Genomic DNA, 13,280 nt, shown 5'->3' with positions numbered 1-13,280 from the left:
GTGTTGTTGGAGATGCGTCTGATAAAATAGCGGTAGCATATTTTTTGATAGGTCGTTGGTAACGTAACTTCCATAACTCCTATCTTTTTTTACCACAAGTAGGTCAACACCTGACGCTATCTGGGTTCTGGCGGGGTTGTCACCCCACCAGAAATTTAACCAAGCTTTGCTCTAGATTTCCGGGTTTTAGGTAAAGCGAATGTATAAAGCCCTAGCTAGAGTAATTATTAGAAATTCGGAGCCTCCGACATCTTTTTTAAATTTACTCTGCTCAAATAAAATATTGATGCGCTACTTATATCGGTAAGGTGCGCATTCCAAACTTGCAATAAAGAGTTTCTGCGTTCAAGACTGTTTACATTACATCATCTGCCGTTAATCGCTATCAAACTCGCAGTCGCAACAGATCAAAACCTGCGTCCGGATACAGGTACCGGATTTCAATAATGCAGAACAAGGAACTTTTTTCCTTAATTGGAATTCCCCAGGTTTATCGCTGAGGTCTTCATTCTGCTTGCTGCCTTCAGCATCTCTAACCTTCTGCTTTTAAGGTGAATCTACAGCAAATATTAAAGATTCTCATGGTGATGCAAAATGAGTTCGATTTTTGCCAGTATAGATTCACAATCTGTTATCCGCAATTCTCTTCCTAAATCTATTGTCTTCATTGGCTCAGACTTAGATGACTATCAAAGTCTTGTGGGCGGCGTACTTCCCGGTACCGAGACAATCATATTAGATAAAAATGGCAACGGAGTCGAGCAAATTACTGCAAAACTGCAAACAATCGCTGCTGCTGGAGGAACTGTAGACCAAGTTCACATTTTTTCTCACGGCAATTCTGGCAGCTTGCAGCTAGGTTCTGCGACGTTGAATTCGGATAATTTGCAGCAATATGAAAATCTGTTGCAAGGGTGGCGAAATGCACTGAGCGAAAAAGCTGATATCGTGCTTTACGGTTGCTGTGTTGCTGCAGGTTCCGGGAGGGATTTTGTCGATCGCCTGGGTGAGTTAACCGGGGCTGACATTGCAGCATCTACAGACCGCACTGGCCGCAGTGGTAACTGGAATTTGGAGTTTGCCACAGGGGATATTGAAGCACCGCTAGCCTTGACTCCAGAAGCAATGGCGGATTACCGAGGGACTTTGGGGACTGTTACCGTTACCAACAATAATGATAGCGGGCCCGGTTCCTTGAGAGATGCGATCGCCTCCGCAGCAGCCGGCGATACCATTCAATTTGCCTCCAGTCTTGCCAGCCAAACAATTACTCTCTCGAACGGTCAACTTGTCATAAATAAAAACTTGACAATTGATGCAACTGGTGCTAGCAATTTAACCATCAGTGGCAACAACACTTCGCGGGTGATCCTGATCGAAGGTTCAACCAATGTTACTCTAAAAAACCTGATTGTTGCCAACGGCAAAGTTTCTGGAACCGATGCGAATAATGAGGCAACTAGCAGCGGCGGCGGCATTCAAACGGGAGGTAACAGCACTTTAACTTTAGACAATTGTCAAGTCAACAATAATGTTGCCGGTCTCGGCGGCGGCATTTACACGGGTTTCCGCAGCACGACGACTGTAATTAACAGCAAGTTTAGCGGCAATGACGGTTCTTTGGCTAGCAATACCGAACGCGGTGGCGGCGCGATCGCAACTAAAAGCGGTGGTTCTCTGACTATCAGAGATAGCGAATTTACCGACAACAAAGGCAGCTACGGCGGAGCTGTTAATAACCTGTTGGGCAGCTTGACGATCGAAAACTCTAAATTCACCGGCAACCGCACAAATAAAGGCGTTGGCGGGGCAGTTTACGTCGATGGCGCTAATGCTTCGGGGCCCAATGCAACCCCTGGTTCTGTTGCCGGAAATATTGCTATCCGCAACAGCGTTTTTGATGGCAATATCGGGACAGCAGAAGGAGGAGCCGCCTTTTTGTTTGGTTATTTCCAAGATAAAGTCGTTTTAGAAAACAGCACTTTTATTAATAACCAAGCTGTCAAGGATTCATCAGGTAAAGGCGGTTCTGGAGGAGGAGTCCGTCACGGAAATGTCGATTTGACCGTGACAAACTGCACATTTGCTAATAATAAAGCTGATGACAACGGTGGCGGTTTGTGGTTAGGAGAAGAGGGAAATGTCAGTATTTTTAATAGTACCTTTTTCGGCAACAGTGCTGCTAACCAGGGCGGGGGAATGGTTGTCGGTAACAAAGATTCCTTTTCGACTAACATCGTCAATTCGACTTTTGCTAAGAATAGCGCTGGGGAGTATTCGGGAGCTATTGCTACCTTTAACAATCCTGGAAAACAGCCAATTACTGTGAAGAATTCGATTTTTGATAGCAATACGGCGGGTAATCCTTTTAAGCTCAAGCAGCAAACTGGACGGGAACTAATTGACGGGGGAAATAATCTACAATTTCCCGTTAAACTCACGACGGGGGACCTTAACGACAATAATGTTACGGCAAATGTGAAGATCGTCGATGCGAAACTCGGTCTTTTGGAAAAGATTAACGGTACTTTTGTGCTGCCGCTGCTAGCAGGAAGTCCGGCAATTGATACCGGTACTGTTGCGGGCGCGCCGGCGGAGGATCAGCGCGGTGTGAGTCGCCCTCAAGATGGTGATGGTAACGGAAGTACGATCGTTGATATCGGCGCTTTTGAATTCACCAATACTCCGACACCGACTCCCACTCCTACACCTGCACCTGCACCAACGCCTACACCTGCACCTGAACCAACGCCGCCTGCACCTGAACCAACGCCGCCTGCACCTGAACCAACGCCGCCTGCACCTGAACCAACGCCGCCTACACCTGAACCAACGCCGCCTACACCTGAACCAACGCCGCCTACACCGCCTGCAGATGATTGCCTATTCGATGGAGTCAGTGTCCCGGAATTCAACTCTGCCACCATGACTCCCAACCCCGTCTCGCAAACTATCAACGGCGGTGAAACTGATGATTTCATCATCAGCAGCAGCCAAAATCAGTCAATTAACGGGCTGGCTGGGAATGAGACTCTCTACGGTATGGGCGGCAATGACAACATTGATGGCGGTGCCGATAACGATTCAATCTTTGGCAATGAAGGCACCGATTTCATTCAAGGCGACGCTGGCAACGATACCATCTACGCTGGCAAGGATAATGACACTGTTGTTGGTGGCGATGGATCCGACTTTTTGAGGGGAGATATCGGCAATGATACTGTTGCCGGCGGCGGTGGCAACGACAGCATTTTTGGCGCCCAAGATGACGATATCTTGCTGGGTGAAGATGGCCAGGACTACATTTTAGGCAACTTAGGAAATGACACAATTAATGCTGGAAACGGCAACGATATTGCCTTTGGCAATGAAGGTGCAGACCTGAGTTTTGGCTTCCAAGGAAATGACACGCTTTACGGCGGCAAAGAAAACGACAGTCTCGATGGCGCTGAGGGCAACGACTTGCTGTTCGGCGACAATGAAAATGATGCGATCTGTGGCGACATCGGTAACGATACCATGTACGGGGGGAAAGGCAATGATATTCTCAGCGGCGGTACTGGGGACGATTTCCTTAGCGGCGATGTTGGGGACGATACTTTGAGCGGCGGTTCGGGAAGTGATGTATTTTTCCTAAATCAAAGTTTGGGTAGCGACATTATTACTGATTTCCGCAAAGGCGAGGACTTAATTGAGTTAAATTCGGATTTGAGTTTCGATCAACTTAGTATTAGTTCGAGCAACAATGAAACTTTGATTAGCGTGACGGACACCAATCAATTGCTGGCAACATTGAACGGTGTAGTGGCGGGTACTCTTGACGCTAAGGATTTCATGAGTGTGTAGTTATCATGCCAAATCTGGGGAACGCTACTTCCTTTATGCTTCGGCGGTTGCAACCGCTAGTACAATTGCCTCTCGTCCGACCAGAGGGGACTAACAGATAATATCGATTCCGGTGGCACCGTCCGTGCTTGTTGACTGTTGACTGTTGACTGTTGACCGAAAGCATCCAGGATACAAGCCCCCGGATTCATCCGTCCAGAAATAAAAAGCCTGTATCGGATGAAACTTGCCCCCCGAATTTATCCGTGGGGTCAGTCGATTTTAGATTTTCGATTTTAGATTTTAGATTTTAGATTTACCCCACAGATAAATCTGGGAGCTTGAACTAGGGTCTAAAATTTTTATCTTTCCACGACTTAAGTACGTGGCACGGTATCCGTTTTTGGGCCTTGTCAATGCTTCAATCTCAAATCTCAAATCTCAAATCTAAAATCGATTGACAGTTGACTGTAGAAGGAGGGGTCAAAAAAATGAAAATTGCGCGAATTATTTGTTGGCCTCGGGATTTGACTTTACGCCCGACTTTCAAAGCGCGGATTTAATATCATTCCGGCGCAGATAGAATTGATATAGCGGTTTTCAAGAAATTGAGGTATGGGGGCGAGTCCTATGCCTATGCCCTATGCCCACGGAGGCCTATGCCCTATGCCCTATGCCCGCCAGAGTACCTCATGTTACTGAGAAAGGCTATATAACACATCAGGTGAATAAGCAGACTCTCGATCGGGAACTTTAATTAATGCTTGCTTGGGGATGAAATAAGGGAGGCTTAATCGTTTCAACTCTACAGTTACTTCACCACCTAAAAAACCCTCGATCTCTTCATGCTCTCGAATTTGCTGCCTTTCAACAATTACTCGATCGTCTTGTTCATAGAGGATGCCGTCTGGTTTCCGTTCGAGAAAATATTCAAAATTTGTTGTTTTTGGTAAGGTTTGAAACCTAGGATTAGGTGCATCTCACTTTGGCAAATATATGTCCAGACTCTAAAGGGTGCGGCTAAAGGAACTAAGGCTGGATATTCAAATCGTCAACCACTCTTTTAAGCACCAGATCGCAGCCGTTGTCGAAATTCCTTAGCTGCTGTTAGCGAATTGGGATATCGAATGTATTCGGCCAGCAATTCTATATCCAGATTAGGGAGAATTGCGCTGCGAGCAATTGGTTCATAACCGCAGGTTTGGACAAATTGAACTGGGATTTCTTCTCGCAGGTAGTAGAGGCTGAAGCGGTCATTTTGCCAGAACCAAACTTCTTTAACATTCAGCCTTCTGTAAACTTCCAATTTGTTAATGCCACCGCTGCTAACAATCACCTCAATTGCCAGGTCGGGAAATTCTTTGTCTGTGCCAATGCAGTAAGCTTCATCGGGTTCGGTACCGCCACTTTTCTCTTCTCGTCGCAGGGTTGTAGAGCCAAAGGGAAAATAGTTGATGTCTGCTTCTAAGAAGTAAATGACTAAAAGATCTCCAATGCGAGTTTTTCTGCTTTCATGGCGGCGGGAAGGTGACATAATTTCTAAGGCTCCATCTAAATAAGTGACTCGATATGCCGAAGTATCGCCATTTCTGGCGAGCAAGGCTTCATATTGCTCCCAGTTAACGCGATCGGTAATGTAGCGGCATTCAGGATCTTGGCCTTGGAGTGTTTGTTGGTCGAGTAGCGCTTTGAGATCGCTTGTAAACATTAGTATTACCTGCTTTAGGTTGTCTTCCTTCTAATTTACTGAATACGATCGCACAAATGTCTATCCTCCTCCTTCACATCGGCATTTGTTCGCAAATAATCCCGCACCCAGTCGCAACCAAAAGCCAGGGGGTCTGTATTGAGAATGCGCTTTACATTCCATAAAATCGCGGTTTTGTCAAGGCTGGTGGAGACAAGTTGGGTGCCGTCGGGACTAAAAGCAACTGCCGCCACCCCACCTGTATGCCCGGTGAGCGTCCGTAGGGGCTCGGGCCCGGTGCCTGCTGTACCCTGAGAGTTCCAGAGTTTCACCGTGTTGTCCAGACTTGCCGTAGCGATAATTTCACCATTCGGGCTAAAGGAAACTTGCGGCACTCCCTGTGTGTGACCTTTGAGCGTTCGTAGGAGCACTGCCTTGGGAGGAAGCGAGGTGCCTTGAAGAGTCGAAGAGAAATCGAATTTCCAGAGCTTGACGATGCCATCGAGACTCGCTGAGGCAATCGTCTTGCCAGTTGGACTGAAACTAACTCCGTAAACCATACCCTGATGGGCATCTACAGCCTGCAACAAAGTGCCATCGCGCTTCCAGATAGCGATCGCGCCATTGGCATTACCGGCGGCTAGAGCTTCGCCATCAGGGCTAAAGACCACATCCCAAAACGCGCTGCCATCTAGCTTCAGAGTTCGCAGTAACACACCGTCGGGCTCCCAGAGTTTTACCGTGCCGTCTGTACTTGCGGTGGCAAACATTTTACCGTCAGGACTCCAAGCAATTGCGTAAACTAACCCTTTGTGTGCCTGCAAAATTTTCAGCAATCTGCCGTCCTTGTGCCAAAGTTTAACTGTTTTGTCGCCCCCCATTACAATGACTTCACCGTCAGGACTGAATGCCACATTCCAAACCGCTCCCTTGCCATCCTTGAGAGTCCGTAGGGGTTCGGGCTCCGTGCCTGCCCCACCATCTCGCTGCCAAAGTTTCACCGTGCCATCAAGACTTGCAGTGGCGACGATTTTACCGTCAGGAGCGAAAGCAGCACCATAAACAGCAGCGCTGTGACCGCGCAAGGGCAAGAGAAAGATGTTTTTCGGCTGCCAAAGTTTGACGGTATTTCTCAAACCCACCGAAGCAATGAAAGTGCCGTCAGGGCTGAAATCAATATCCCACACGGCATCGCGATGCCCTGCAAAAGTTGCCAGTTCTTTGCCGTCTTTGCTCCAAAATTTGATTGTTCGATCGTCGCTGGCTGTGGCGATAATCTCACCATCAGGACTGAAATCTATAGCCTCAACGCCTCCTGTGTGACCCTTAAGGGTGCCTAGGGGCTGTGGCTCATTGCCTGCCGGGGCATGGGAGCGCCAAAGTTTAACCGTACTATCAACGCTCGCAGAGGCGAATATTTCGCCGTCAGGGCTGAAATCGATGTCCCGAATAGTAGCTGGATGACCTGGAAACGTTTGCAGTAACTTTGCTTTGTCCCAGCCTTGGCCATCTTTTTTCCACAAATGGATCGTACCCTCCCCATTTCCGCTAACGAGAATCTCACCGTCGGGACTAAAGGCAAGGCTCTGAACCGCAGCGCCATCATCGAGGGTGGTTAATAAAGTGCCGTTTTTATTCCAGAGTTTAACGGTGTTATTCTCACCGGATGCGGCTAAAGTCTCGCCATCTGGGCTGAATGCTAGGCCCGAAAGCTCTGTACTGTGTCCCTTGAGGGCGTGTAGGAGTTTGGGACCGGCCCAAGATGTACCGTCTTGCTGCCAAAGTCTAACTGTACCGTCTCCACTGGCGCCAGCGAGGAGTTTACTGTCGGGGCTAAAAGCCATTCTCCAAACAAAACCGTTGTTGGCAAAAGTCGCTTGCAGAGTGCCGTCTCGCTTCCAGAGCTTGACCGTGTTATCCATACTTGATGAGGCAATTGTCTCAGAGTCGGGGCTGATTGCTAATCTAAACGTCGTCGCCTGATGTCCTGTAAAGCGGTTGAACTCGGAAGCTCCATAAACTGCCTGCTCTAGTAATAATTGCACGCGATTTTCTAGTTCGGGATTTGCCATACCGAGTTGTTGCAGTTTGCGCTTGGCAATGATGGCAGCAATCAGGCTGTCTAATTTTTGCTCTAAGGTGAAGAGGGCTTCGGAGGAGGTGGCGATCGCTTTGATTTCGCTCAAGGTAGCATGGCGATATTGCGAATATGCGGTTGTTCCGAGAAAGAGGGCGATCGCTAATGCCAAAGAGAGTGCAGCAATAAACCACTTTTGCCGTCTGGCATTTTTTTTCTCGACGCTGAGTCGCGCTTCAACTTCTTTGCTGCGTTCGGCTTCTAAAGCTTGTTGAACTTCTCGCCTGTCTATTTCTTCGCTAGCAGCTAAGAACTGATAATCTAAGTCGCTCAAACTTTTTCCTTGCGCCCATAATTGTGCATCTTTTAATGCTTGTCCTCTCAGGAGACGAGAATAATCGGTGGTTTTGGCTGCACTCCAAGATTCAAAAGTTTGGGAGTAGGGGCGTAGTTTTCCTAATTGTTTTTCTACCCATTCGAGGTTAAAAACTTCTGCATAAATACGGTTTTTAACGTTTAGTAATCCTGCTTTTTTTTCGACTAATCCCGATAGCACCAGTTCGATTTGTTCGCGGCTGTCGTCGGCACAGATTCCCCCTGCTCCCCTTAATAAGGGGGCTTCCGATTCCCGCCCCCTTATTAAGGGGGGATCGGATTGTCCCCCCCCTCGATCGGGGGGGGTTAGGGGGGGATCGGATTGTAAAATTTGCTGATAAATGCCTAGCAATCTTCCGGCGCGCTGTTCGTCACGGAGGAGGCGATCGCGTATCGTTTTCAGATGCTCTGGCTCGTCTTGCGATTCCCATTTATCGATGATGCGCGATCGTACCAAACTATCCACCCAAAATGCCTCTGTTCCCGGGGGAATATTTACTAATCCCTCCGCCGTTTCCCGGCTGGCTCTATAGGCCAAATAGCAAACTTTCTGGCTGAGAAATGGCTGTCCACAAGTCCAAGCTAATATTTGTTTGAGAACCGCCTCAGGATTACTGACGGCATTTTCTAATCCTTTAACTAATAGTTGGGCTTCGTCCAGTTCAAAACCCTGCAAATCTATAGCACGACCGATATTAAAAGGAGTTCGATTTTTGTCGGCAATTAAATCGCTCGGCGTGGCTACTCCAAAGATTGCAAAACTAATGCGGTTATACTCGGGATTAATCGCTCGCTGATTGTAGCAAAACCGAATCAGGGCAAAAAAATCATCCACAGCGAAATCTAAACTGAGAATGCTATCGATTTCATCGATGAATATAAAGAGGCGCTCTTGGGGAAATTGAACCAGTAGAATATCTTCTATAAAATGACTCAATCTTTGCAGTAAGGAGACATCTTCTGCGTCGCGCCACCAGGTTTTTAAATTAACTTGTCCTAAAAGATTGAAGCCGCGCCACAGTTCCGCAATCATACCTTTATACCACTGTAAAGGAGTGATGTTTTCGCTGCCGATGCGCGTCATGTCGATCGTACTGCATTGAAATCCTTCATTTTGCAGTCGATGTAAGGTGCGGACTAACAGGGAAGATTTACCCATTTGCCGCGAGTTGAGGACGTAACAAAAATCGCCGTTTTTTAAGGCTTGGTAGATTTCGTCATCAGCTTTTCGCTTGACATAAGTGAGTGCATCTGTATTGAGACTGCCGCCAATTTGATAGGTGATTTCGCTCATAGGTAATAGTAAGTTAGGAGCGGGCGAAATTTTAATTATGTAGTAAAAAAATCACTGTTTGGGAGTATTGTTGGTAATTCGATCGCACAAATGTCTGTCCTCCTCCTTCACTTCGGCATTCGTTCGCAAATAATCCCGGACGCGATCGCACGCATAGACCAGTTCATCGCCTTTGAGAATGCGCTCTAGATCCCATAAAATCACAGTGCGATCGTCCCCGGCGGAGGCAATGAGTTTACCATCGGGACTAAACGCAGCTCCCCAAACATTCCCTTCATGTCCGGTTAGCGTCGTGATTTCTGTCCCGTCAGTTTTCCAGAGTTTGAGTGCGCCCGTTGAGCCTCCCCCCACCAGCATTTGACCGTCAGGACTGAAATCAACTGCCATCATGCCTCTAGTATTTCCCTTGAGGGTTTTGAGCAACGTACCATCGCTCGTCCAGAGTTTAATCGTGTCATCCCTGCTGGCAGTTGCCAAAGTGCGACCGTCGGGACTGATGGCAACTTCCCAAACAGGGCTGCGATGACTCTTTAGGGTTTTGGAAAACCTACCGTCAAGACTCCACAACCGAGCAGTGCTGTCGCTACTAGCGGAAACCAGTTTCAGTCCGTCAGGGGTAAAGTCCACATCGTAAACCCTAGCCCGATGACCTGTGAAAGTTTTCAGCAAAGTGCCGTCCTTGTTCCACAGTTTCACGGTTTTATCGTTGCTAGCAGAAGCCAGTAGCCGACCATCTGGACTGACGGAGGCATCCCACACACCCGCCCCATGTCCTGTAATGGTTTTCAGCAGCGTCCCGTCGAACTGCCAGAATTGAATCGTTTTATCTTCACCAGCGGTAGCAAGGATGGGCGCGATCGCCGGATTGGCAAAGTTAGTACCAGAGAGGAAAGCAACTGAGCGAACGGGAGTTTTATTTCCGGCAAAAGACTTCAGCAAGGTGCCGTCTCGCGCCCACAGTTTGAAGCTGCCATCGGAACTGGCTGAAGCTAGCATCTTGCCGTCCGGGCTGAAATCCACATCCCAAATCGTGGCGCCATGTCCGTAAAGGACTTTCGAGAAGGGGTTTGTCGGATTCCAGAGTCGAGCGGTATTGTCGTCGCTAGCGGAGACAACCATTGGACTGTTGGGAATAAAGGTAACGCCTCTAATTCCAGATTGATGCCCTTTGAGGGTTTTCAAAAGTGTCCCGTCCGGCTTCCAGAGGTTTATGGTTTGGTCGGCGCTGGCGGAAGCAATGACATCGCCTGCTGTGCTGACGGCAACTTCAAACACTTCCGAACTGTGACCGCTAAGAGTTTGTAGCAGCGTTCCGTCGAGTTGCCACAGTTTGACAGTGTTGTCAGCGCTGGCAGAGACAATGGCGGGACGTTTGGTGCCGCTATTGTCTGCAAGTAAAGCGAACTCAACGTCCCAAACGGTGGCGCTGTGCCCTTCCATGGTTCTCACCACTTGACCGTCTAGAGTCCAAACCTTGACCGTATTATCTGTGCTGCTAGAGGCGAGCAGGTTTCCATCCGGGCTAAAGGCAACACCCCAAACTGCACCTTGATGTCCGGTCAGGGTTTTGAGCAGTTTGCCATCGGCACTCCACAGCCGAATGGTGCTGTCTTCACTGGCGGAGGCGATGCGCTCACCGTCTGGACTCACGGCGATCGCCCAGATCGCAGCCTTGTGTCCCTGAAAGGTTTTGAGCAGCTTGCCTTCTCGACTCCACAGATAAATGTTGCCGTCCACGCTGGAAGTCACCAGGCGCTGGCTGTCGGGACTAAAACGAAGGGCGTAGACGCTGCTGATCGTGTGTTGGAGAGTATGCAGCAAGGTGCCATCCGGTTGCCAAAGCTTGGCTGTTTGGTCGCCGCCGCCGGTGGCGATGAGTTGACCGTCTGGGCTGACATCAACTGCCAGAACCGGGCTGGAATGCCCCGACAGGCGATTGAATTCTGCCGTTCCGTAGATAGCTTGTTGCAGCACTTGTTGAACTTGAGATTGCAACTGGGGGCTGGAATTAGCGAGACTGCCCAGCCTGCGTCTTGCTTTGATGGCGATCGTGAGGGCGTCTAATCGCTGTTGGGAGGCGAATTGCCCCGAGGATGAGGAGGCGAGGGCTTGAATTTCGCTGGTGACGGCGCGGTGATATTGCCACAGGGCGAAAATGCCGGAGGCGATCGCCACCATTAATGCCCCACTCAAGGCCCCAATCAACCTTCGCTGTCGCGAAGCTGTCTCTCGCTCTAAATCTAACCGCTGGCGTTGTTCTGCCAGCCTAGCTTCAATTTCTCTGACTCTGGCTGCTTCGATCGCCTGCTGCAGTTCCAGCCTATCTAATTCGCCAGAAGCGGCTAAAAATTGATAGTCCAAATCGCTCAAACTTTTCCCCTGCGCCCAGTAGGAAGCATCTTTTAGCGATTGTCCGCGCAACAGTCGCGATTTATCGGTTTGTTTTGAAGCGATCCAAGCGTTGAAAGCTTGGGAGTAAGGACGCAGTTTTCCTAATTGTTTTTCTACCCATTCGAGGTTAAAAACTTCTGCATAAATGCGGTTTTTAACTTTGAGTAATCCAGCTTTTTTTTCGACTAATCCAGATAGCACCAGTTCGATTTGTTCGCGGCTGTCGTCGGCACATATCCCCCCTGCCCCCCTTAATAATGGGGGTACTGAGTTTCCCCCCCCTTGATAAGGGGGGGTTAGGGGGGGGGCTGATTGTAAGATTTGCTGATAAATGCCTAGCAATCTTCCGGCGCGTTGTTCGTCACGGAGGAGGCGATCTGCTATCGTTTTCAGATGCTCTGGCTCGTCTTGCGATTCCCAGTTAGTGACGATGCGCGATCGCACCAAACTATCCACCCAAAATGCCTCTGTTCCCGGGGGAATCTTTACTAATCCCTCCGCCGTTTCCCGGCTGGCTCTATAGGCCAAATAGCAAATTTTATGGGTAAGGAATGGCTGTCCACAAGTCCAAGCTAATATTTGTTTGAGAACCGCATCAGGATTACTGACAACCGTCTCTAATCCTTTAACTAATAGTTGGGCTGACGACAGTTCAAAACCCTGCAAATCTATTGCACGACCGATATTAAAAGGAGTTCGATTTTTGTCGGCAATTAAATCGCTCGGCGTGGCTACTCCAAAGATTGCAAAACTAATGCGGTTATACTCGGGATTAATCGCTCGCTGATTGTAGCAAAACCGAATCAGGGCAAAAAAATCATCGACAGCGAAATCCAAACTGAGAATGCTATCGATTTCATCGATGAATATAAAGAGGCGCTCTTGGGGAAATTGAACCAGTAGGATATCTTCTATAAAATGACTTAATCTTTGTAGTAACGAGACATCTTCTGAGTCGCGCCACCAGGTTTTTAAATTAACTTGTCTAAAAAGATTGAACCCGCGCCACAAATCTCCAACCATTCCTTTATACCACTGTAAAGGAGTGATATTTTCGCTGCCGATATGGGTCATGTCGATCGTGCTGCATTGAAAACCTTCTGCTTGAAGTCGGTGCAGGGTGCGGACTAACAGCGAAGATTTGCCCATTTGCCGCGAGTTGAGGATGTAACAAAATTCGCCAGCTTTTAAACCTTCATAAAGTTCGGAATCTGCTTGCCGCACTACGTATGTAGGCGCATCACTGGCGAGACTGCCACCAATTTGGTATGTAACCTTGGTCATGCCGTTTATGGGTTGGTTTAAAAGTGAAAGTTGAGTAGAAGAAGAGGCAGTCGGAGCGTTATTTTTGTCACCATCTCTACTGATATCATGTCCGGTATGTTACCCTGATTCCTGTAGGGGCGGGTTCACCAATAATATTTGCCAAAAACGGACAATCTCACAAACCCGCCCCGGCAATTGTATTATGGGCTATCGAGCGGACATGATATCACTGTTACGAACTACTGAATGACGATTTGGTTGTTGAGCGAAATATTCGGTGCATTTTGCCGAGCAATTTGTTCTGCCAATGCTTTTTGTTCTGCCGTTTGAACGCGCCCTGTTAACACAATCGAATTATCCCGATC

4 protein-coding genes are annotated in these 13,280 nt (G+C 48.4%); 1 reads left to right on the top strand and 3 read right to left on the bottom strand.

Annotated features, from left to right (window positions below; all coding sequences use genetic code 11):
- Nucleotides 1–594: 594 nt before the first annotated feature.
- Nucleotides 595–3,846 carry a DUF4347 domain-containing protein gene (locus tag QUB61_RS01335; protein WP_333126681.1) on the top strand — a complete coding sequence of 1,084 codons (3,252 nt, stop codon included), beginning with the start codon at nt 595–597 and terminating at the stop codon, nt 3,844–3,846.
- Nucleotides 3,847–4,888: 1,042 nt separating this feature from the next.
- Here the strand turns inward: QUB61_RS01335 and QUB61_RS01330 are convergent.
- From QUB61_RS01330 to QUB61_RS01320, 3 genes are read right to left on the bottom strand one after another with little or no spacing between them, the layout of a single operon-like run.
- On the bottom strand, nt 4,889–5,533 hold the full coding sequence (locus tag QUB61_RS01330; RefSeq protein WP_333126678.1) for a Uma2 family endonuclease: 645 nt from the start codon (nt 5,531–5,533) through the stop codon (nt 4,889–4,891).
- 35 nt (nt 5,534–5,568) lie between these two features.
- Entirely contained in the window at nt 5,569–9,258 is a 3,690-nt protein-coding gene (locus QUB61_RS01325) for an AAA-like domain-containing protein (protein WP_333126676.1), read from the bottom strand.
- Between the two features lie 51 nt (nt 9,259–9,309).
- A complete protein-coding gene (locus tag QUB61_RS01320; protein WP_333126673.1) occupies nt 9,310–12,933 on the bottom strand; it encodes an AAA-like domain-containing protein in 3,624 nt (1,207 codons plus the stop codon).
- Nucleotides 12,934–13,280: the final 347 nt, after the last annotated feature.

This window comes from Microcoleus sp. C2D2 (genome assembly GCF_036702495.1).
Classification (GTDB): Bacteria; Cyanobacteriota; Cyanobacteriia; order Cyanobacteriales; family Microcoleaceae; genus Microcoleus.
Note: the sequence above shows the minus strand (reverse complement) of the source record. Positions and strands in the feature narration are given on the sequence as shown.

What these genes read in the sequence shown, in the direction of transcription:
- QUB61_RS01335 (WP_333126681.1), top strand. Translation starts at nt 595, where the DNA reads ATGAGTTCGATTTTTGCCAGTATAGATTCACAATCTGTTATCCGCAAT.
- QUB61_RS01330 (WP_333126678.1), bottom strand. Translation starts at nt 5,533, where the DNA reads ATGTTTACAAGCGATCTCAAAGCGCTACTCGACCAACAAACACTCCAA.
- QUB61_RS01325 (WP_333126676.1), bottom strand. Translation starts at nt 9,258, where the DNA reads ATGAGCGAAATCACCTATCAAATTGGCGGCAGTCTCAATACAGATGCA.
- QUB61_RS01320 (WP_333126673.1), bottom strand. Translation starts at nt 12,933, where the DNA reads ATGACCAAGGTTACATACCAAATTGGTGGCAGTCTCGCCAGTGATGCG.